Source organism: Sphingomonas aerolata (assembly GCF_003046295.1).
GTDB lineage: Bacteria > Pseudomonadota > Alphaproteobacteria > Sphingomonadales > Sphingomonadaceae > Sphingomonas > Sphingomonas aerolata.
Genome location: NZ_PZZN01000001.1, coordinates 837,834 through 858,042, shown reverse-complemented (window position 1 = coordinate 858,042; position 20,209 = coordinate 837,834). Strand labels below are relative to the sequence as shown.

Below are 20,209 nucleotides of genomic sequence, written 5' to 3'. Positions count from 1 at the left end.
AGGCGTTCAGACGCCCATGGCCCCCCGCGGGTTCCCGGTATTGCTCTTCGCCCAGCCCTCGACGAAGTCGGCAAGAGCCTTGTTGTCGGCCGGAATGTCGATCATCAGCGTGACGAGCTGATCGCCGCGGCCACCGGTTTTCTTGTGGAAGCCCTTGCCCTTGAGGCGCAGCGTCTTGCCCGAGGTCGTGCCCTTGGGGATCGTCAGCATGACCGGCTTTTCGACCGTCGGCGCCTTGATCGATCCGCCGAGCACCGCCTCGGCAAGGCTGATCGGCAGGTCGATGCGGACGTCATCGCCGTCGCGCGTGAAGAAGCGGTGGGGCTGGACATCGATGGTCAGGATCGCATCGCCCGCGCCGCCCGGGCCCTGCTCGCCCTTGCCTGCGAGCTTCATCTGCGTGCCACTCTCGACGCCTGCGGGCAGTTTCAGATCGAGCGTCTTGCCATCGGAGAGCGTGACGCGCTGAGGCTCGAGCGTCGCCGCGTCGACGAACGGGACCTGCAGGCGATAGGCGACGTTTTCGCCCTTGGGCTGCGGCCGCCGGCCGAAGCCGCTCGCGAACCCGCCGCCACCGCCGCGCTGGGCGCCGCCGAACAGCCCCTCGAAGATATCGCTCATGTCGGGGCCGCCGCTCTCATAGCCTTCGCTGCGAAAGCCACCGCCGGGCTGAGGACGTCCGCCGCCGCCTCCGCCGAAACCGAACGGCGCGGCGGGGTTTCCGTCGCCATCGATCTCGCCGCGATCGAAGCGCGCGCGCTTGTCCTTGTCGTTCAGCAGGTCGTACGCGTTGGTGACCTGGCTGAACTTCTCCGATGCCTTCGGATTGTCCTTGTTGCGATCGGGATGAAGCTCCTTGGCGAGCTTGCGATACGCCTTCTTGATGTCGGCTTCGTTCGCGTCGCGGGCAACGCCCAGGGTCTTGTACGGATCGGCCACTTAGGTCCCCACTCTGTCTTGCGCGTCTATGTGGGGCCGCGGCGGGCGCAACGCAATTCCCGTGCCGTGCGTTTGGCGGGCGAGAGGAGACGATGATGGCTGACAAGCAACCGATGCAGGGCGTGCCCGAGGGCGATGACGGTGCCAAGCAGAAGGACGGGGTGAACGATGCGCCGGCCAAGGACAAGGGCGGCGAGAGTGGCGGCGGATCCTATCCGAACCCGCATGAGGGGAAGGACTGACCTGTCTGTTCTCCCGCGAAAGCGGGAGCCCAAAGTCGCGGGGACGGCGTTCGTGGTTCTGGGCCCCCGCCTTCGCGGGGGAACACATAGGAGCTAGCTCGAAACCGTGTCGTCCAGCGGGGCGACGTCGACGCTGACGTCCATGCTCTGTGCGCCCGAGCCCAGCACCACGCCGTCGACCGGTGCGATCTCGGCATAGTCGCGGCCGACCGCCATGACGATATGGTCGCTGGCCATCCAGATGCCGTTGGTCGGATCCATTCCGACCCAGCCATGCACCGGCCCGCACCACAGCAGGACCCAGGCATGCGTCGCGTCCGCGCCGACCAGCCGTGGCTGGCCCGCGGGCGGGATGGTGCGGATATAGCCGGACGCATAGGCGGCGGGCAGGCCGGCGGCGCGCAGGCCGGTGATCATGATCTGCGCGAAATCCTGGCACACGCCCTTGCGGTGGAGGAACGCCTCGTGCGGCGGGGTGTCGACCAGTGTCGCATCCGCATCGAACACGAATTCGCGCTGGATCCGGCGGGCGAGCGCGATCCCTGCCTCCAGCGCGCCGCGCGTGGGGTCGAGATCGGCCGCGCAATAATCGGCGATCGCGTGGTCGAGCGGGATCAGCGGCGAGGGATAGAGATAGGTGGCGGGGCTCGCCGCGGACAGGTCGGTGCTCGCGCGCGCCAACGCCGCGATCTCGGCGAGCGTCGGGTCGCCGGCGGCGGGGACGGGGACGAGCCGGTCGACCGTCATCCGCGACCGGCTCTCGATCGTCAGGTGGCGGACCGGGCTGTCGACCACCAGCCGCGTGACGTTGGCGAGCCCGGCCTCGGCGCGCGCGGGGCTGATCCGGCCCGCGGGATGGACCGAGAGCGTGTAGGCGTCGAGCCGCTGGCCGGGCCAGTCGATGGGCTTCAGCCGGAGGTTGCAGCGCGCGAACTTGACGCTCGCGCCATAGTCGAAAGTGGTGACGTGGCGGATGTCGTAGATCATGCGAGCGTCAGTTCGCTGGTGCGGAGCGGTTCTGCGCCCTGGAGGAAATAGCGTCTCGCCAGCGCGTCGGACACGCCCGCCAGCCGGCGTTCGACATCGCCCAGCGTATCCGCGTCCAGCTCGGCGGCGGTCGCGGTCATCACGATCGCCATGAGTGCGGTCGCCTGGGCCTGTTGCGGTTCGGCCATCTCGTCGTCGCTCAGCACCGGCAGTTCGGCGAGCCGGGCGGCGATGCGGTCGGCGGAGAAGGCGAGGCTGCGCGGGTTGCCGGGGTCGAGCGCCACCAGGTCCATGACCGGCACGCGCGCGATTCCCGTCGGATAACGCTGGCGATAGGTGATCTGGCTGTCGGCGAGGTCGAGCAGCACCGACAGGTCGTCGGGCGAGGCGCCGGGCATGCCGAACAGCCGGATCGCGCGGGCCATCGCCATCGCACGCTCGATCCGGCGGCCGAGATCGTGGAACCGCCACGCCGCGGTGCGTCCCATATGCTCGGCGGACAGCCCGGCGATCGCGGCATAGCGGCGCTGGAGCGAACCGGCGCGTTCGAGCATCCCGCGATGCGTGGGGAAGGGCGCCTCGAGCAGCCGGACCATGTCCGCGGACAGCCGGTCGCGCGATCCCTCGCCGATCGCACGCGCATGGCGGTTGATCGTCGCGACGGACTGCCAGCCCTCGTCCTCCATCGCGGTGCGTGCGAACGCGGTCAGGTCGGCGCGGCGCAGCGCGGGGGGATGCGGTGCGGCGCCGCTGCCGACGATCAGCCCGACGAGCTTGCCGACGGTCTGCGCCGACAGCACCGCGCCGCCGTCCGCGTCGATCGAATTGCCGAGCATCACGCGGATCGCGGCCAGCAACGCCTCGCCGCGCTCGAGATAGCGGCCGAGCCAGTAGAAATTGTCCGCGACTCGGCTGGGCAGCGTGCCGGGATTGCGGCGGACGTGGAGCGAATCGGGCGCGGTGAGCAGCGAGACGGGTGCGACCGGCTCCGGCCCATAGACGCAGACATCGGCGGACCAGATGCCCTCGCCCATCACCGCGGCGCGCGCGTCGGGGTGCTCGCCGATCCGCGCGAACCCGCCGGGCAGCACGGTCCATTCGCCGTCGCCGCCGCGTGCTGCAAAGACGCGCAGCGTGAACGGGCGCGGTTCGAGCGTGTCGCCAACGACGACGGGCATAGTCGAGAGGCGGACGATCTCCTGCCCGACATAATCCTGCGGGCGGCGCGCCATGTCGGCGAGCAGCGCGGCACGGTCGGCGCCGGTGATGTCGGCACCCGCGGTCGCGCCGTTGGGCAAGCCGAGCGGGCGGGTGTGATAGGCGGGGGCGATCAGCAGCCGGTCGAGATCGGCCTCGACCGCGGTCCGCGCCGCGTCCTGCCCGCACCACCAGGTCGCGATGTTGGGGAGCAGCAGGTCTTCGCCGAGGATCGTGCGCGCGAGTTGCGGCAGGAAGGCCGAGAAGGCGGGGGCCTCGAGCACCGCGGAGCCGGGCGCGTTCGACAGCACGACATTGCCCGCGGCATAGGCGTCGATCAGGCCGGGCACGCCGATCTGCGAATGCGTGTCGAACGCCAGCGGATCGAGCAGCCGGGGATCGAGCCGCCGCCACAGCGCGTCGATCCGCTTCAACCCGCCGATCGTGCGGACATAGAGCTTGTCCTCGAGCGCGGCGAGATCCGCGCCCTCGACGAGCAGCAGCCCCAGATAGCGCGCGAGATGCGCCTGTTCGGGATAGCTCGGGTTGAACCGGCCGGGGGTGAGCAGCCCGATCCGCGGATCGGTGCGCTTGCACATCGCCGCCAGCCCCGCGCGGAACGCGGCGAAGAACGGCGCGTGACGCTGGACGTTCAACCGCGCCTGCAACCCGCCGAGCGTCCGGCCGACCGCGAGCCGGTTTTCGAGCGCATAGCCCGCACCCGCGGGTGCGCGCAGATGGTCGGCGAGCACGCGCCATTCGCCACTGGGCCCGCGGCCGAGATCGATCGCGATGAAATCGAGATGGCGGCCGCCGGGCGGGTCGAGCCCGACCATCGGCCGCAGGAAGAACGGGCTGCCGGTGACGAGCGCGGCGGGGATATGGCCGTCCGCGACCAGCTTTCCCTCGCCGTACAGATCGGCGATCACCGTTTCCATCAGCGTCGCGCGCTGGACGACGCCCGCGGCGATCCGCGTCCATGCGTCCGCCTCGATCAGCAACGGGACGGGGGAGACGGGCCAGGGGCGCTCGTCGGGTTCGTCGGCGATGCGGAAGCCGGTGCCGATATCGACCGCGTGGCGCTGGACGCGTTCGCGGACATGGCCGAGATCGTCCGAGGCGACCATCGCGAGCTCGGCGAAGGTCGCGGTCCAGGCGGGGTCGATGCTGCCGTCGGCGGCGGGGCAGAGCATGTCGGCGGCGGTACTGCGCGCGCAATAGTCGGCGATCCAGCGCTCGGCATGGCGTGTCGCGTCATAGGCGCTCGATTGCGCCGTATCGGTCGGGGGCGTGGATTGCGTCGCCATCTCCATGCCTTGATGCCTTCGAATAGTGGCGGCGGGTGTTTCACCTTTCGCTGGTGCGGCGCAACCTAAATTGTCGGGCGTGGGGTAGGTCGGGGAGGGGGAACAGGACTTTCCCGGGCTGGCCGTTCCCCGGCGGAGGCCGGGGCCCAGGTGGGAAGGTGGTCGTAACCTTGCGCTGCATATCCTTAGCGACTGTTCCCCAACTGGGCCCCGGCCTTCGCCGGGGAACGAGCCATATAGAGGCTGCCGCGCCCTCAGAAATCCGGCAACACCTGGTCCGCCACACCCCAGCCCTTCAAACCGCGTGACCCGGCGCGTGCGATCAGGTCTTCGGCGTCGCGCACACCCCAGCGGGCGGCGGTGTCGATGTCGCGCAATTCGCTCCATGATACGGGGGCGGCGACAGGCGCGCCGGCGCGGGCGCGGGCGGAATAGGGCATCACCGCGGTGCTGCCGCGCTGGTTGCGCAGCCAGTCGATGAAGATGCGGCCCTTGCGCTTGGCCTTGACCATCGATGCCACGAACCGGTCGGGCTCGGCGCTTGCCAGCGCCCGCGCGAAACGGTCGGCGAAATCCTTGACCGCGGGCCATTCCGCCTTGGGGGTGAGCGGGACGACGACATGGACGCCCTTGCCGCCCGACAGCATCGCGAAGCTGACGAGCCCCAGTTCGGCGAGCTGCGTCTTCAAATACTCTGCGGCCTTCTTCGTATCGTCGAAGTCGAGGCCCTCGTCGGGGTCGAGATCGAAGACGAGCCGGTCGGGCTTTTCGAGCGTCTCGTTGGAGGATCCCCAGCCGTGGAACTCGATCGTCCCCATCTGGACGCAGGCGACCAGCCCATTGGCGTCGTCGACATAGAGATAGTCCTCGGTCGACCCATCCTTCTCCCGGATCGGCACCTGATGGACCGCGTCGCCGAAGCTGCCGGCATCGTGTTTCTGGAAGAAGCAGGCGCGCGACCGGCCTTGCGGGCAGCGGACGAGGCTGATCGGGCGATTGCCGGCGAAGGGAAGGATGAGGCCGGACAGCGCGGCGTAATAGTCGGCGAGATCGCCCTTGGTGACGTCGGAGTCGTCGAAGATGACGCGGTCGCGGTTGGTGATCTTGATCGTGGTCTCAGGCGCGGCATCGGGGAGCGGGGCGGGGGTCTCGGCGACGACGTCCTTCGCCGCCTTGTCCTCGCGCAGGCCGATGAAGCTCGAATGGCGCAGCACGCCGTCGGGGGTGGTTTCGGCAAAGGCGATCTCGGCGACGAGCTTCGGCGTCACCCAGTGCGCGCCGCGGACCGCGGCTTTCGGGGCTTCGACGGTCGGCGTCTTGCGGTCGAGCGCATCGAGTTTCTCGCGGAGGTCGTCCATCAGCGCCTGGTCGAAGCCGGTGCCGACCTTGCCCGCATAGCGATAGGTCTTGCCGTCGCGGACGCCGAGCAGCAGCGACTTGAAGCCGCGCTTCTTGTCGGACGGGAGCCAGCCGACGATGACGAATTCCTGGCGGTGCGTGCATTTGACCTTGAGCCACGCCTTGGTCCGCTTGCCCTGATAGGGCGCGTCGGCGCGTTTCGAGACGATGCCTTCGAGGCCTTCGCGGCACATGGTCTCGAACAATTTTTCGCCCGCGCCGATGACGTGGTCCGAATAGCGCAGGCGGTCGTCATCGGCCGGGATCAGCGGTTCGAGGCGGGCCTTGCGGTCGAGATTGGACAGGCCGGTCAGGTCCTCGCCGTCGACTTCGAGCAGGTCGAACGCGAACAGCGTCATGTCTCCGCCGTTCGAGATCGCGTCCTTCAGCGTCGAAAAATCGGGGTGGCCGTCCTTGAAGGCGACGATCTCGCCGTCGATCAGCGCGGATTTTACGGGGAGCTTCGCGGCGGCGGCAGCGATTCCGGCGAACTTTTCGGTCCAGTCGAGGCCGGTGCGGGTGAAGACCTTGGCCGTGCCGTTCGCGACCGCGACGAGCGCGCGGTAGCCGTCATATTTGACCTCGTGCAGCCAGGCGGTGCCGGTGGGGACGGCGTCGACGAGCGTGCAGAGTTGGGGGTCGCAGAATTCGGGAAGCGTGCCGTCATTCTGGCGAAGGCCAGGATCCGGAGTATCCGCCGCGACGCTTTTCGCTCTGGGTCCCGGCTTTCGCCGGGATGACGGGGAGGGGGCGGGTTTGCTCGCGCGTGCCGGCTTCTTGCCCTCAGCAATCTCCGCCATCGTGCGGCCGGTGGACACGCTTGTCAGCGCTTCGTCGACCAGCGTGTCGGTGCCGCCCGCCGCGTCGTCGTCGATCTTGCGGAGCAGCCAGTTCTCGCGCTTTTCCTTCGCGCGGGGTTTGAGGCGGATCAGCAGCCATTCGCCCTTCATCCGCTCGCCATCGAGGACGAAGTGGAGATGGCCCTTGTCGAGGTCCTTGGCCGACTTGCCCTTGATCGGTGCCCAGGTGCCGCGGTCCCACAGCATCACCGTGCCGCCGCCATATTCGCCCGCGGGGATCGCGCCTTCGAACGTGGCGTAGCTCAAGGGATGGTCCTCGGTGCGGACCGCGAGGCGCTTTTCGTCCGGGTCGAGGCTGGGGCCGCGGGTGACCGCCCAGCTTTTGAGGACGCCGTCGACCTCCAGGCGCAGGTCCCAGTGGAGGCGGGTGGCGTCGTGCTTCTGCACCATGAAGCTGTTGCCGTTGCCGGGGGTCAGCGTGCCGGCGGGTTCGGCGGTCTTCGCGAAGTCCCGCTTGGCGTTGTACCGCGCGAGGGGGTCTGGGGTGTCAGCCACCATCGGTTTCCCGCGAAGGCGGGAGCCCAGGCTGGGTCCTCGCCTTCGCGGGGACACAACAGGGGGCGTTACGCACGTTTCTTGGCCGGGGTCTTGGTCGCAGTCTTCGGCGCGGTCTTGGCCGGGGCTTTCTTGGCGGGTGCCTTCTTCGCAGCCGTGGCCGTGCCGCCCGATTTCTCCATCGACTTCTTCAGCGCCGCCATCAGGTCGACCACGTTCGAGCCGGTGCGTTCGCCGCTGTCCTTGTCGTCGATGATCGTCTTGCCGTTCGCCTTGCGTTTGCGTTCGATCAGGTCCTTCAGCGCGTCGACATAGCGATCATGGAAGTCCTGCGGGTGGAAGTCGCCGCTGCGCTTCTCGATCAGGGCCTCGGCGAGTTCGAGCAGCTCCTCGGACGGCTTGTCGTCGGGGATGTCGCGGAAATAGCCCTGCGCCTTGTGCACCTCGTCCGCGTAGCGCAGCGTCTCAAGCACCAAGCCGCGCCCGCAGGGCTTGAGGCTGACGACATATTCGCGGCCGCGCATCGCGAGCTGGCCGAGCCCGACCTTCTTCGTGCGCCGGAGCGCCTCGCGCAGGACGATGAACGCCTCTTCCGCCAGATCGTCCGCGGGGACGACGAAATAGGGCTTCTCATAATAGAGCACGTCGATCTCGCTCGCATCGACGAACTGGGTCAGTTCGAGCGTCTTCTTCGATTCGAGCTTCACGGCGTCGATCTCGTCCTGGTCGAGCAGGACATATTCACCCTTTTCGACCTCATAGCCCTTCATGATCTCGTCCGCGTCGACCGGGCCGACGCCGGTGACGACCTTGTCGTAATGGATCGGCTGGCCCGAGGGTTCGTGGATCTGCTTGAACGAGACCGCCGCACCCGATTTGGTGGCGGAGTAGATTTCGACCGGGATCGAGACCAGCGCGAGCCGGATCTGTCCCTGCCAATAGGCGCGCGCTGCCACGGTGCGGTTTCCTTCGTTGCGAAACCGATTCAATCGTCGGCGTGGCGAGTCGTTCCGTGAGCGCCGTGCCGTGCGCTGTTTCGCGGCCCGCCAAGTTTCGCTATGGCGCTGCCATGTCCGATAACCCGATCACGCTGTTCGAGGCCTGGTACGCCGAGGCCAGGCAAACAGAAATCAACGACTCCAACGCTGTAGCCCTCGCCACTGCGGATGGGCAGGGACGTCCGTCGGTGCGGATGGTGCTGCTGAAAGGGCATGGCCCCGATGGTTTCGTCATCTACACCAACCGCGAGAGCCGCAAGGCGGGCGAGCTGACCGCGAACGCGCATGCGGCGTTGCTCTTCCACTGGAAGTCGCTGCGCCGGCAGGTCCGGATCGAGGGGCGCGTCAGCCTTGTGAGCGATGCGGAATCGGACGCCTATTTCGCGACGCGCGGCCGTGATTCGCAACTCGGGGCCTGGGCGTCGGAGCAATCGCGCCCGCTCGACACGCGCGACACGTTCGAACGCCGTTTTGCCGAGGCGCAGGCGCGGTTCGAGGGCGGCGACGTGCCGCGGCCGCCGCACTGGGGCGGGTACCGGATCGCGCCCGATCGTATCGAGCTGTGGCAGGACCGCGAACACCGCCTACATGAGCGGCGACTGTTCGTGCGCGACGGTGAAGGCTGGACCGAAGGATTGCTGTTCCCATGACCCAGGACGAACGCCGCAGGGTGATCCCGCTGGCGACGCGCGCGGCGCTCGCCAGCGTCGCGATGGCGTGTTTCCTGCTGCTGCTGAAGGGCTTTGCGGCGTGGACGACCGGATCGGTCGCGATGCTCGGCTCGCTCGCCGACACCGCGCTCGACCTGCTCGCGAGCCTCGTCACGCTGTACGGCGTGCGGCTGGCGGCGACGCCTGCCGATCACGACCACCGTTTCGGCCACGGCAAGGCAGAGGCGCTCGCCGCGCTGTTCCAGGTGATGCTGATCACCGCGTCGGCGGCGGGCATCGCCTGGCGCGCGATCCTCGCATTCAACGATCCGCAGCCGACCACGGGCGCCGATTTCGGCATCGGCGTGTCGGTCGTCGCGATCGTCGCGACGGTCTTCCTGCTCGCCTATCAGCGCCGGATCATCCGCCAGACCGGATCGGTCGCGATCCTTGCGGACAATGTTCATTACCAGTCGGACGTGCTGCTGAACGGGTCGGTGATCGTCGCATTGGTGCTCGACCAGTATATGGGGTGGAGCGGGGCGGATCCGATCTTCGGCATCGTCATCGCCTTGTGGCTCGCCTGGGGTGCTTTCTCGGCATCGTCGAACGCGATCGACCAGTTGATGGACAAGGAATGGCCCGAGGATCTGCGTGCACAGTTCCTCGACGTCGCCGCGCGCCAGCCCGGCATCCGCGGCATCCATGACTTCCGCACCCGCCGGTCGGGCAGCCATGATTTCGCACAGTTCCACATGGAGGTCGCGCGCGACCTGACCGTCGCGCATGCCCACGACATCGTCGAGGCGGTCGAGCGCAACCTGCGCACCGCGTTTCCGAAGGTCGAAGTGCTGATCCACCTCGATCCCGAGGGGCATGTCGATACCGACAATCCGCTGGTCGAGGCGGACGTGACGCCCCATTGGTTTGGCAAGCGGGTTTAACCTGCGGCGATCGACAACGGGCAGAGGGGCAGCAGCATGAGAATACCGTTCGCGCAGATCGATGCGTTCGCCGACACGGCCTTTGCGGGCAATCCGGCGGCGGTGATGCCGTTGTCCGCGTGGCTCGACGATGCGGTGCTGCTGGATATCGCGCAGGAGAACAACCTGAGCGAGACCGCGTTCATCGTCCCCTCCGCCGAAGAGGGCGTCGATTTCGACCTGCGCTGGTTCACGCCGGGCGCAGAGGTCGCGCTGTGCGGTCATGCGACGCTGGCGAGCGGGCATTTCGTGCTGTCGTCGGATAGCGCGCGCGACCGGGTCCGGTTCGCGACGCGGCAGGCCGGGATCCTCGAGGTCGCCTGCGCGGATGGCGGATACACGCTCGAGCTGCCAGCCTGGGCGCCCGCGCCAAAGGCGATGCCGGAGATCGTCGCGGCACTGACGATCGATTCGCCGGTCGAGACGCTGTGGCACGACAAGGGCTATGCGCTGGTGATCGTCGAGGACGAGGCGATCGTCCGCAACCTGAAACCCGATTTCGTTGCGCTGGCGAAGTTTCCGATCGTCGCGATCGTCGCGGCGAAGGGGTCCGCGACCGCGATCGTCAGCCGCGTCTTCACGCCTTATTATGCAATCAACGAGGACCCGGTGACGGGGTCGGCGCATGCGGTGATGGTACCGTACTGGGCGCAGACGCTGGGGGACAGTTTCACCGCGTTCCAAGCGAGCGCGCGCGGGGGGCGGCTGACCTGCCGGCTCGAAGGCGACCGGGTGGTGCTTGGCGGTGCATGCGTGACGGTGATCGAGGGCACGTTCCTGCTGCCGTGATCACGGTCTAACTCTACGTCATCCTGACGAAAGTCAGGATCCAGAGCCAGGATCGTCTTGCTTCGTTACCCTGGATCCTGACTTTCGTCAGGATGACGGAAGAGGAGCGGCGTGGCGGCTAGCGCTTGCGGCCCTTGGTCATCGGGTCAGGCTTCTTGGGTTTCACCCAGCCGGGCGGCGGGGTCAGACGTTGCTGGCTGGTGCCCAGACCCATCGCGCCGGGTTGCTGGCGGGTGAGTCCCGCGGTGTCGGCGACGGCGCCGCCGCCGCGGAGCAGGCTGATCTGGTCGCGCAGCCGCCCCGCGGTCTCGAAGTCCATCGCCGCGGCGGCGGCTTCCATCTGGCGGCGCAGGTCGTCGATATCCATACCGCGTTCAACGCGTCAGGCGGCGGCGAGTGCCGCCTCGGTCGACGAGATCCAGCCGCCGCCGAGCACGCGGTCGCCGGCATAGAGGACGGTCGCCTGCCCCGGGGCTACACCATATTCGGGTGCGTCGAACACGACGCGGTCACAGATCAGGCGGGCCGGGACGGGCTTGGCCATCGAGCGCACCTTGGCGGTAAGCGGCCCGGTAAAATCGTCGCCGAGCCAGTTGATGTCGCTCAGCTGCGCCGCCGAAACCGCGAGCGCCCGGCGCGGGCCGACGACGACGCGCCTGGTGTCGGGCTCGACGCGCACAACATAGAGCGGCTCGGGGCTGCCGCCGATCTCCAGTCCGCGACGCTGGCCGACGGTGAAGTGGATCAGCCCGCGATGCTCGCCGAGCTTCATGCCGCCGATATCGACGATATCGCCTGCGGTATCCGCCTCCGGGCGCAGCTTCTTGACCAGTCCGGCATAATCGCCGTCGGGGACGAAGCAGATATCCTGGCTGTCGGGCTTGGCCGCGACGCCGAGGCCGAGTTCGGCCGCGATCTCGCGCACGCGCGCCTTGGGCAGGCCGCCGAGCGGGAAGCGCAGATAGTCGAGCTGCGCCTGCGTCGTCGCGAACAGGAAATAGCTCTGGTCGCGGGCCGGATCCGCGCCGCGATGGAGTTCGGCGCCGTGCGTCCCCTCGACGCGGCGGACATAATGGCCGGTCGCCAGGCAGTCCGCGCCGAGATCGCGCGCGAGCTTCAGCAGATCCGTGAACTTGGGCCCCATGTTGCACTGGACGCACGGAATCGGCGTGCGCCCCGCGAGATAAGCGTCGGCAAAGGTGTCGACGACCTGTTCGCGAAAGCTCGATTCATGATCGAAGACGTAATGCGCGATGCCCAGCCGGTCGCAGACCGCGCGCGCGTCGCGAATGTCGCGGCCCGCGCAGCACGAGCCCGCGCGGCCGACCGCCTCGCCGTGGTCGTAGAGCTGCAACGTCACGCCGATCGTCTCCGCGCCGGTGGCATGCGCGAGCGCCGCGACGACCGAGCTGTCGACCCCGCCCGACATCGCGACGACGATCCGTCGACCGGCCAGCGACCCCGACCCTGGTGTCGCGCCGCCGAGCTGAAAATCCGCCTGTTCCATCGGTACACCATAGTCTCTGCGACGAGGCGTTGCAAAAAAAGCGACAGGCGCGACAACTCTTTGTCCCGAACTTTACCTCGTTTTCATTCCCCGGCGTTTAGACGGAACCTGTAGTTGGTGTTTTGCGAGTGTCGCGTTGGATCTGAGCTTCCCCCGTTTCGATCGAGAGGCCGAGCTGACCGTTCTGCCCGGTGACCTGGCGGTGTTGATCGTCGGGATCGCCGCGCGTCAGGCGGCGAGCCCGACCGCGGCGGTTCAGGCCGGGTTTTCGCGGGGTGCGATCGATCCCAAGCTGTTCGCCCCCGTCCACGGGGCGTTCAACGGGCCAATGGCGGATGCCTTGACGCGATGGAAACAGGAATGACCGCGGCGTTTACCGCGGCGTTTCAGCCATTCTTCAACTCCCTTGGCTACGGGTCGTAGCCACGTATCGAGAGGGGGCCCCCGCCCCGATCAGAGGTTGTAAATGATCGAGAACCAGAAGTTCCGCCCTGCCAAGGTCATCGGACCGCTTGGCGAGCAATTGACGCTGGATTCGCTGCCGCCGCCGAGCACGACGCGGTGGGTCGTACGCCGCAAGGCCGAGGTCGTCGCCGCGGTCAATGGCGGTCTGTTGTCGGTCGACGAGGTCTGCGACCGCTATGGGCTGACGGTCGAGGAATTTGCCGGATGGCAGCGCGCGATCGACCGGTCGGGGATGCCGGGCCTGCGCGTGACGCGGATCCAGCACTATAAGTCGCTGTACGAAAGGCAGCAAAAATACTGACCCGAATCAGCCTACATAATCAAAACGCGGGCGGAACAAACGTCCGTGCTCGCACGTCTTTCCGCCATCGCCCGGCTACGGGAACAACGGAGGGAAAGTAAAATGGGTATCATTCTTTGGCTGATCATCGGCGGCGTCATCGGCTGGATTGCCAGCATGATCATGCGCACCGACGCGCAGCAGGGCATCTTCCTGAACATCATCGTCGGCATCGTCGGCGCCTTCATCGGCGGCCTGATCCTGTCGGGTGGCTCGATCAACAGCGCACCGCTGACGCTGACCTCCTTCATCGTGTCGCTGCTTGGCGCGATCGTGCTGCTCGCGATCGTCAACCTCGTGCGCCGCGGCAGCGTCCGCTAAGAGCGGTCGCTACACAGCGTTAGAAAAGGGCCGTCCGGGCAACCGGGCGGCCCTTTTTCTGTGCGCTCAGTTCAGCAGGAAGCGGACCGAGACCGAGACGGTGACGTCCTTCTCGCCCGCGACGATCTGCGTGCTGTCCTTGGCCATCGCCGCGCGGGCCATGAAGACCGGCGGGTTCGGGTTGCCGGCATTCTCGCCATTCTCGGTGATCGAGACGATCCGCGAGACGCGCATGCCGGCGGACCGCGCATAGATCTCGGCGCGCGCGCGCGCGCGCTTGACCGCGTCGGCCCGCGCCTCGTCCAGCGCCGCATCGGGCTGGTCGATCGACAGATTGGGACCGTCGATCTGGTTCGCGCCCTCGGCGACCAGCGCATCGAGGATCGCGCCCGACTTCGCCACGTCGCGGAAGCGGATCGAGACGCTGTTGGTCGCCTGATAGCCGGTGACCGCCGGCGGCTGGTTGTCGGCATAGCGATATTGCGGCGCGAGCCCGACCGTCGCGGTGGCGATGTCGCGCGGCGCGACCCCGGCCTTCTTCAATGCCGCGAGGACGCGGTTCATCCGCTGCGCATTGTCCGCCAGCGCGGCCGCGGCGGTCGTCGCCTGCGAGACGACACCCGCACGGATCGTCGCGACATCGGGCACGCGCGTGGTGCGGCCCTCGGCGCTGACGTCGAGCACGGTCCCGGTCGCGGGGACCATCGGTTCGACCGTCGACGCCTGCGCCTGCGCCGAAACGGCGGCGGGGATCGCGGCGGCGAGCGGAACCGCCGCCAGCGTCGCGATCATGGTGAGCCTGGTCATATCGTGTCTCCCTGTAAGTCAGCCTGCTTTCGCGATTGATCGAAGCCGGGTCAACGCAGGCTGAACATCGCGTGCAGCTTGCAGACAGGTGCGATCCTGGTCATGTCTGACATTTGGCTGCGCGGCGTGCCGGGGGGGCTTGAGCACGGTGATCTATTTATATAATACAGCTGGCGAGTGGTCCGGCGGATTCGGGTCGGGACGGGGATAGCGCGCGCATGAACTACGAAGCCAGGACGATCGGCGGCGAGCCGCAGCAGGTGCTGACGGATCAGACGCCGCCGTCGCATACCCGTCGCAACATCATCATCGCGGTGGTCGTCATCCTCGTGGCGCTGGCCATCGCCTGGTTCGCGTTCGGATCGGGCAAGAAGGATGCAGCGGCGCCCGGCGCACCGACCGAGCAGATCCCGAGCGTCACCGTCATCGTGCCCGGCCGCCAGACCGTCGACCGGGTGATCGCCGCGACCGGTACGCTGGCCGCGCGCCGCGAAATGCCCGTCGGCGTCGCGGGCGAGGGCGGCATGATCACGCGCGTGCTGGTCGAGCCGGGCCAGTGGGTCGCGGCGGGGCAGGTGCTCGCGACGGTCGATCGCTCGGTCCAGACCGAGACCGCGGCATCGCTGTCGGCATCCGTAACCGTGGCGCGGTCGGACGAGACGATCGCGCAGGCGGAGCTCGACCGCGCGCAGCAGCTGGTCGATCGTGGGTTCATCTCGAAGGCGGATCTCCAGCGCAAGGCGGCGACGCGTGATGCGGCGGCGGCGCGCGTCAAGGTGGCGCAGGCGTCGCTCGGCGAGGCCCGCGCGCGCAACGGGCGACTCGACATCCGTGCACCGGCCGCCGGCCTGGTGCTGACCCGCGGCGTCGAGCCCGGGCAGATCGTCAGCTCGGGGACCGGCGTGCTGTTCCGCATGGCGATGGGCGGACAGATGGAAATGCGCGCGGCGCTGGCCGAAAGCGATCTGCTCGGCCTTCCCGTCGGCGCGCGGGCGACGGTGACGCCGGTCGGTTCGGCCAAGGGGTATAAGGGCGAGGTCTGGCAGGTGTCGCCGGTGATCGACCCGCAGACGCGCCAGGGCGTCGCGCGAATCGCGCTCGCCTATGATCCCGCGCTGCGCCCGGGCGGGTTCGCCGCGGCGTCGATCGTCGGTGGCGCGACGGTCGCACCGCAGCTTCCCGACTCGGCGTTGCAGAGCGACGACAAGGGCAGTTTCGTGTATGTTGTCGGTCCCGACGACAAGGTGGTGCGCCGCGACGTGAAGATCGGTCAGGTTTCCGACAGTGCGGTGACGATCGCAGGCGGGCTGCAGGGCAACGAACGCGTCGTCCAGTCGGCCGGCGGGTTCCTCGCACCGGGGCAGAAGGTCAAGCCCGTGACCAAGGCGACGACCAGCGCGACGACGACACCCACCAGTATCAAACGGGGCTGACGCACCATGGGTTTCCGCAACATCTCGGCTTGGGCGATCCGCAACCCGGTACCGCCGATCGTGCTGTTCCTCGCACTGACGCTGGCGGGAATCGTCAGTTTCATGCGGATGGACGTGAACAATGATCCGGATATCGATTTCCCGATCGCGATCGTCGTCATCAGCCAGCCGGGCGCGGCGCCCACCGAACTGGAAACCCAAGTCACGCAGCGGGTCGAGGCGGCGGTGCGGACGCTGCAGGGCATCGACCAGATCAGCTCGACGGTCACCGAAGGCACGTCGCAGACGGTCATCCAGCTCAATATCGGCACGCCGATCGACCGCGCGGTCAACGACGTTCGCGACGCGATCGCGCAGATCCGCGGCGACCTGCCCGAGGGGATCCTAGAGCCGCAGGTGTTCCGCGCCAACACCACCGACGAGGATATCGCGAGCTATTCCGCGATCGCCAGCGACATGACGGTCGAACAGCTGAGCTGGTACATCGACAATACCGTGGCGAAGGAGCTGCTGTCGGTATCGGGGCTTGCCGCGGTCAACCGCAATGGCGGGGTGAGCCGCGAGATTCGCGTGATCCTCGATCCCGTCAAGCTGCAAAGCCAGGGCCTGACCGCGAGCCAGGTCAACGCGCAGCTGCGCCAGGTCAATCTGAACGCGGCGGGCGGCCGCGCGGAGATCGCCGGATCCGAACAGTCGGTGCGCGTGCTCGGCAATGCCAAGAACGCCTATGACCTTGGCCAGACGCAGATCTCGGTCGGCGGGCGGACCGTGCGGCTGGCGGACATCGCGCAGGTCCGCGATCTCTATGCCGAGCAGCGGACGGCGGCGGCGATCAACGGTCGCCAGGTCATCAGCTTCGACTTCCAACGCGCCAAGGGTGCCTCCGACGTCACCGTGTTCAACGATGCGGTCAAGAAGCTCGAGGCGCTGGAGAAGCGCAATCCGGCGGTGCATTTCGTGCTGCGCTCGAACAGCGTGAAATATACCGAGGAGCAATATCACAGCGCGATCGACGCGATGATCGAGGGCGCGGTGCTCGCGGTGATCGTGGTGTTCCTGTTCCTGCGCGACTGGCGCGCGACGATCATCTCCGCGCTCGCGATTCCGCTGTCGGCGATTCCCGCCTTCTGGTTCATGGACCTGCTCGGCTTCACGCTGAACCAGATGACGCTGCTCGCGCTCAGCCTCGTCGCGGGCGTGCTGGTCGACGATGCGATCGTCGAGATCGAGAACATCGTCCGGCACATGCGGATGGGCAAATCCGCCTATCAGGCGTCGATCGATGCCGCCGACGAGATCGGGCTGGCGGTGCTCGCGACGACGATGTCGATCGTCGCGGTGTTCCTGCCGGTCGGACTGATGCCGGGTATCTCGGGTCAGTTCTTCAAGAATTTCGGTCTGACCGTGGTCGCCTCGGTGCTGATGAGCCTTGCGGTCGCGCGTCTGATCACGCCGATGATCGCGGCCTATTTCTTGAAGGCCCACGGCACCGCCAGCCACGGCGAGGGCAAGCTGATGGACTGGTACATGGCGTCGCTGCGCTTCACGCTGCGGCACCGCTGGCTGCCGGTCGTCGCCGGTGCGGCCGCGACCGCGATCACGATCGCGATGTTCTTCGTCCTGCCCTCGACCTTCCAGCCGCCGCGCGACAGCGATACCAGCACCGCGACGATCGACATGGTCCCCGGCACGACGCTGGCGCAGACCCAGGCGGTCGTGACCCGGGTCGCGAGCATCCTCCAGGCGCAACCCGATGTCGCATCGGTCTATGCCCGCACCGCGGTCGGCAATGGCCGCGTCACCGCGACGCTCAAGGACGATCGCTCGATGAAGAGCACCGCGTTCGAGCGGAGTCTCGCGCCGCAGCTCGCGGCGATCCCCGATGCGCGCGTGTCGTTCCGGTCGCAGTTCGGCTGGGGCGGCAGCAATCGCGACGTGACGATCACGCTGGGCGGCGACGACCCGGTCAAGCTCGACGCGACCGCGCAGAAGATCGTGACCGAGATGGCGAAGCTGCCGTCGCTGGTCGCGCCGCGCGTCGCGGGCAATCTGCAGCGTCCTGAAATCGTCATCCGCCCGCGGCTCGATCTCGCCGCCAATCTCGGCGTGACGACGCAGGGCCTGTCGAGTGCGATCCGCATCGCGACGCTGGGCGATATCGACCAGAACAGCGCGCGCTTCTCGCTCAGCGATCGCCAGATCCCGATCCGCGTCGCGCTCGACCAGAATGCGCGGACGAGTCTCGCGACGATCCAGAACCTGCCGGTCGCCACCGCGACGGGCGGATCGGTGCCGCTCAGCCTGGTCGCCGATATCGGGCTGGGCTCGGGGCCTACCAAGATCGACCGCGTCAACCAGCAGCGCCAGCTGTCGATCGGTGCGGATCTCGCGCCCGGCGTGATCAGCGGCGATGCGCAGAAGCAGATCCATGCGCTGCCGACGATGAACGCGCTGCCGATCGGGGTGAGCGAACTCGTGCTCGGCCAGGCCAAGTGGCAGGCCGAGATGATCAGCAACTTCATCGTCGCGGTGGTGGCGGGCGTGCTGCTCGTCTTCGCGGTGCTCGTGCTGCTCTATCGCCGTCTGTTGCCGCCGTTCGTCAACATGGGCTCGCTGATCCTCGCGCCGCTCGGCGGGCTGCTCGCCTTGTGGGTGACGGGTCATCCGATCTCGATGCCGGTCTATATCGGGCTGCTGATGCTGCTCGGAATCGTCGCGAAGAACTCGATCCTGCTGATCGACTTCGCGCTCGAGGAGATGGGCAAGGGCGTCGATATCTGGACCGCGATCGTCGATGCCGGGCACAAGCGTGCGCAGCCGATCGTCATGACCACGGTCGCGATGGTCGCGGGCATGGTGCCGACCGCGCTGTCGATCGGCGGCGACGGATCGTTCCGCGCGCCCATGGGCATCACCGTGATCGGCGGTCTGGTGATGTCGACCGTGCTGACGCTGTTGATCGTGCCGGCGACGTTCAGCATCGCGGTCGGAATCGAGCGCTGGGCGGGGCCACGACTGGGTCGCCGCCTGCTCACCTTCCGGCCCGGCGACGACGGCGCTGAAGTGGTCGGGATCGCCGGCCCCAACGCGCCGGCGCTCGGGCCGGCATCGCCCAAGATCGGCTTTCGCGATGGCGATGGCGGGACACAGCCGGCGGAATGATCGCCGGCGTGACACCTCACGGGTGAACTATCCCTGCGCTCGGGGATTGTTTCGGGCATGACATCGAATTCCCGCGTGCGCCTGGCCAAGGAAGCGACCAACCCGGCTCTCATTCGCATGCGGATCGTCGCGACCGGGCTGCTGGTGCTGATGGCGGTCGTGTTCCTGGTCAGCCGCGCGCTGGTCGACCGGCACCCCTCGATCGGCTTCGTCCGGGCCTTTGCCGAGGCAGCGATGGTCGGCGGGCTGGCGGACTGGTTTGCAGTCACCGCGCTGTTCCGCCATCCGCTCGGGTTGCCGGTCCCGCACACCGCGATCATCCCGCGGAACAAGGACCGGATCGGTGACACGCTCGCGATATTCCTGCGCGACAACTTCCTGCTACCCTCGGTCATCTCGCGCCGGATGCGGCGGCTCGACGTCGCGGGCGCGATCGCACACTGGCTGACCGATCCGCCCGAAGGGGCAGGGGGACGGTTCCGGTCGGGCGCGTCGAAGCTGGTCGCGCAGATTCTCGAAGGCCTCGACCCCGCGCGGCTCGGCGGCATGGTGAAGGCCGGCATCCGCGCAAGGCTGCGCCAGACCGAGATATCGCCGATCCTCGGCCAGCTGCTCAAGGCCGCGATCGCCGAACGTCGTCATGCCCCGCTGCTCGAGGCGGCAATCCGCTGGGCATCGGTCACGCTCGCCGCGAACGACCATCTCGTCCGCGCAATGGTGCATGAGAAGTCGGGTTCGATCCTGCGCTGGACGGGGCTCGACACCACGGTCGCGGACAAGCTGATCAACGGGTTCGACCGCCTGCTCGCCGAGATGGCGGAGGATCCCCAGCACTCGTTGCGGCTAAAGGCAGAGGAGGCGCTCGAGCGGCTGGCCTGGGACCTGCAATATGACCGCCGCATGCGCGAGCGGGTCGAGGCGATGAAGAACGACCTGCTCGACAACCCCGCGATGCAGCGCTGGCTCGACGGTCTGTGGGAGCAGGCGCGCGGCGCGCTGCTGGCGATCGCGCGCGATCCCGAGCGCGCGATGGCGGGCAAGCTGGGCGACGTGCTGCGCCAGCTCGGCGAGACGCTGCTCCACGATCCGCGGCTGTCGCATACGATCAACCGGTTCGTCCGCCGCGCGGTCGTCGGCATCGCGGCGGATTATGGCGACGGGATCGTCCGGCTCGTGTCGGAGACGGTGCGCGGCTGGGATGCGGAGACGATCACCAGCCGGCTGGAGAATGCGGTCGGTCGCGACCTGCAATATATCCGCGTCAATGGCACGATCGTGGGCGGGCTCGTGGGCCTGGTGATCCACACGGTCGACCGGATCCTCTAGTCG

The 20,209-nt window shown here is 67.8% G+C and carries 18 protein-coding genes; 10 read left to right on the top strand and 8 right to left on the bottom strand.

Features of this window, described 5'->3' with window-relative positions:
* Positions 1-6 precede the first annotated feature (6 nt).
* Complete coding sequence (locus C8J24_RS03920) at positions 7-939, bottom strand: DnaJ C-terminal domain-containing protein (protein WP_082446926.1); 933 nt, start codon at positions 937-939, stop codon at positions 7-9.
* Between the two features lie 95 nt (positions 940-1,034).
* On the opposite strand from C8J24_RS03920, the gene C8J24_RS17490 reads away from it, so the two are divergent.
* Complete coding sequence (locus C8J24_RS17490; RefSeq protein WP_156360378.1) at positions 1,035-1,181, top strand: hypothetical protein; 147 nt, start codon at positions 1,035-1,037, stop codon at positions 1,179-1,181.
* A gap of 93 nt (positions 1,182-1,274) precedes the next feature.
* Here C8J24_RS17490 and C8J24_RS03915 read toward each other — a convergent pair whose 3' ends face one another.
* The 4 genes from C8J24_RS03915 to ku all read right to left on the bottom strand — a co-directional run bounded on the left by C8J24_RS03915 (position 1,275) and on the right by ku (position 8,381).
* A complete protein-coding gene (locus C8J24_RS03915; protein WP_107930436.1) occupies positions 1,275-2,168 on the bottom strand; it encodes a transglutaminase family protein in 894 nt (297 codons plus the stop codon).
* Positions 2,165-4,672 carry a circularly permuted type 2 ATP-grasp protein gene (locus tag C8J24_RS03910; RefSeq protein ID WP_107931432.1) on the bottom strand — a complete coding sequence of 836 codons (2,508 nt, stop codon included), beginning with the start codon at positions 4,670-4,672 and terminating at the stop codon, positions 2,165-2,167. The genes C8J24_RS03915 and C8J24_RS03910 overlap by 4 nt, the downstream gene beginning before the upstream one ends.
* 254 nt (positions 4,673-4,926) lie before the next feature.
* On the bottom strand, positions 4,927-7,428 hold the full coding sequence (ligD, locus tag C8J24_RS03905) for a DNA ligase D (protein ID WP_107930434.1): 2,502 nt from the start codon (positions 7,426-7,428) through the stop codon (positions 4,927-4,929).
* Positions 7,429-7,493: 65 nt separating this feature from the next.
* Positions 7,494-8,381 carry a non-homologous end joining protein Ku gene (gene ku / locus C8J24_RS03900; protein WP_107930432.1) on the bottom strand — a complete coding sequence of 296 codons (888 nt, stop codon included), beginning with the start codon at positions 8,379-8,381 and terminating at the stop codon, positions 7,494-7,496.
* Between the two features lie 113 nt (positions 8,382-8,494).
* On the opposite strand from ku, the gene pdxH reads away from it, so the two are divergent.
* Genes pdxH through C8J24_RS03885 form a run of 3 tightly spaced genes read left to right on the top strand, consistent with a single transcriptional unit; the run spans position 8,495 to position 10,845 of the window.
* Positions 8,495-9,073: a pyridoxamine 5'-phosphate oxidase gene (gene pdxH, locus C8J24_RS03895; RefSeq protein ID WP_107930430.1), complete on the top strand. Its 579-nt coding sequence runs from the start codon at positions 8,495-8,497 to the stop codon at positions 9,071-9,073.
* Positions 9,070-10,017, top strand: a complete 948-nt coding sequence (locus C8J24_RS03890; protein WP_031440565.1) for a cation diffusion facilitator family transporter — start codon at positions 9,070-9,072, stop codon at positions 10,015-10,017. The genes pdxH and C8J24_RS03890 overlap by 4 nt, the downstream gene beginning before the upstream one ends.
* A gap of 36 nt (positions 10,018-10,053) precedes the next feature.
* Complete coding sequence (locus C8J24_RS03885; protein ID WP_031440564.1) at positions 10,054-10,845, top strand: PhzF family phenazine biosynthesis protein; 792 nt, start codon at positions 10,054-10,056, stop codon at positions 10,843-10,845.
* 118 nt (positions 10,846-10,963) lie between these two features.
* Here the strand turns inward: C8J24_RS03885 and C8J24_RS03880 are convergent, their stop codons facing one another.
* Both C8J24_RS03880 and mnmA read right to left on the bottom strand, forming a co-directional pair.
* The gene (locus C8J24_RS03880) at positions 10,964-11,212 is read right to left on the bottom strand and encodes a UvrB/UvrC motif-containing protein (protein ID WP_107930428.1); all 249 of its coding nucleotides are present in this window, start codon (positions 11,210-11,212) and stop codon (positions 10,964-10,966) included.
* Positions 11,213-11,227: 15 nt separating this feature from the next.
* Positions 11,228-12,352 carry a tRNA 2-thiouridine(34) synthase MnmA gene (mnmA, locus tag C8J24_RS03875; RefSeq protein WP_107930425.1) on the bottom strand — a complete coding sequence of 375 codons (1,125 nt, stop codon included), beginning with the start codon at positions 12,350-12,352 and terminating at the stop codon, positions 11,228-11,230.
* Between the two features lie 136 nt (positions 12,353-12,488).
* Here mnmA and C8J24_RS03870 point away from each other — a divergent pair, with 136 nt between their 5' ends.
* From C8J24_RS03870 to C8J24_RS03860, 3 genes are all read left to right on the top strand, one after another.
* On the top strand, positions 12,489-12,716 hold the full coding sequence (locus C8J24_RS03870; RefSeq protein ID WP_031393005.1) for a hypothetical protein: 228 nt from the start codon (positions 12,489-12,491) through the stop codon (positions 12,714-12,716).
* Between the two features lie 102 nt (positions 12,717-12,818).
* The gene (sciP, locus tag C8J24_RS03865) at positions 12,819-13,118 is read left to right on the top strand and encodes a CtrA inhibitor SciP (protein WP_031393004.1); all 300 of its coding nucleotides are present in this window, start codon (positions 12,819-12,821) and stop codon (positions 13,116-13,118) included.
* A 102-nt stretch (positions 13,119-13,220) separates the two neighbouring features.
* The gene (locus C8J24_RS03860; protein WP_031393003.1) at positions 13,221-13,478 is read left to right on the top strand and encodes a GlsB/YeaQ/YmgE family stress response membrane protein; all 258 of its coding nucleotides are present in this window, start codon (positions 13,221-13,223) and stop codon (positions 13,476-13,478) included.
* Positions 13,479-13,544: 66 nt separating this feature from the next.
* Here the strand turns inward: C8J24_RS03860 and C8J24_RS03855 are convergent, their stop codons facing one another.
* Entirely contained in the window at positions 13,545-14,270 is a 726-nt protein-coding gene (locus C8J24_RS03855; protein ID WP_107930423.1) for an SIMPL domain-containing protein, read from the bottom strand.
* Positions 14,271-14,503: 233 nt separating this feature from the next.
* Between C8J24_RS03855 and C8J24_RS03850 the strand changes: the two genes are divergently transcribed.
* From C8J24_RS03850 to C8J24_RS03840, 3 genes are read left to right on the top strand one after another with little or no spacing between them, the layout of a single operon-like run.
* On the top strand, positions 14,504-15,718 hold the full coding sequence (locus C8J24_RS03850) for an efflux RND transporter periplasmic adaptor subunit (RefSeq protein ID WP_107930422.1): 1,215 nt from the start codon (positions 14,504-14,506) through the stop codon (positions 15,716-15,718).
* A gap of 6 nt (positions 15,719-15,724) precedes the next feature.
* A complete protein-coding gene (locus tag C8J24_RS03845) occupies positions 15,725-18,880 on the top strand; it encodes an efflux RND transporter permease subunit (RefSeq protein WP_031440559.1) in 3,156 nt (1,051 codons plus the stop codon).
* 57 nt (positions 18,881-18,937) lie between these two features.
* Positions 18,938-20,206: a DUF445 domain-containing protein gene (locus C8J24_RS03840; RefSeq protein ID WP_244180393.1), complete on the top strand. Its 1,269-nt coding sequence runs from the start codon at positions 18,938-18,940 to the stop codon at positions 20,204-20,206.
* The last annotated feature ends 3 nt before the right edge of the window (positions 20,207-20,209 follow it).

Bases quoted from the DNA above. Each gene is read 5' to 3' on its own strand.
- ligD (WP_107930434.1), bottom strand. From the start codon at position 7,428: ATGGTGGCTGACACCCCAGACCCCCTCGCGCGGTACAACGCCAAGCGG.
- pdxH (WP_107930430.1), top strand. From the start codon at position 8,495: ATGTCCGATAACCCGATCACGCTGTTCGAGGCCTGGTACGCCGAGGCC.
- C8J24_RS03915 (WP_107930436.1), bottom strand. From the start codon at position 2,168: ATGATCTACGACATCCGCCACGTCACCACTTTCGACTATGGCGCGAGC.
- C8J24_RS03880 (WP_107930428.1), bottom strand. From the start codon at position 11,212: ATGGATATCGACGACCTGCGCCGCCAGATGGAAGCCGCCGCCGCGGCG.
- C8J24_RS03890 (WP_031440565.1), top strand. From the start codon at position 9,070: ATGACCCAGGACGAACGCCGCAGGGTGATCCCGCTGGCGACGCGCGCG.
- C8J24_RS03910 (WP_107931432.1), bottom strand. From the start codon at position 4,672: ATGGCGACGCAATCCACGCCCCCGACCGATACGGCGCAATCGAGCGCC.
- C8J24_RS03855 (WP_107930423.1), bottom strand. From the start codon at position 14,270: ATGATCGCGACGCTGGCGGCGGTTCCGCTCGCCGCCGCGATCCCCGCC.
- sciP (WP_031393004.1), top strand. From the start codon at position 12,819: ATGATCGAGAACCAGAAGTTCCGCCCTGCCAAGGTCATCGGACCGCTT.
- C8J24_RS17490 (WP_156360378.1), top strand. From the start codon at position 1,035: ATGGCTGACAAGCAACCGATGCAGGGCGTGCCCGAGGGCGATGACGGT.
- C8J24_RS03885 (WP_031440564.1), top strand. From the start codon at position 10,054: ATGAGAATACCGTTCGCGCAGATCGATGCGTTCGCCGACACGGCCTTT.
- C8J24_RS03860 (WP_031393003.1), top strand. From the start codon at position 13,221: ATGGGTATCATTCTTTGGCTGATCATCGGCGGCGTCATCGGCTGGATT.
- C8J24_RS03845 (WP_031440559.1), top strand. From the start codon at position 15,725: ATGGGTTTCCGCAACATCTCGGCTTGGGCGATCCGCAACCCGGTACCG.
- C8J24_RS03840 (WP_244180393.1), top strand. From the start codon at position 18,938: ATGACATCGAATTCCCGCGTGCGCCTGGCCAAGGAAGCGACCAACCCG.
- C8J24_RS03850 (WP_107930422.1), top strand. From the start codon at position 14,504: ATGAACTACGAAGCCAGGACGATCGGCGGCGAGCCGCAGCAGGTGCTG.
- mnmA (WP_107930425.1), bottom strand. From the start codon at position 12,352: ATGGAACAGGCGGATTTTCAGCTCGGCGGCGCGACACCAGGGTCGGGG.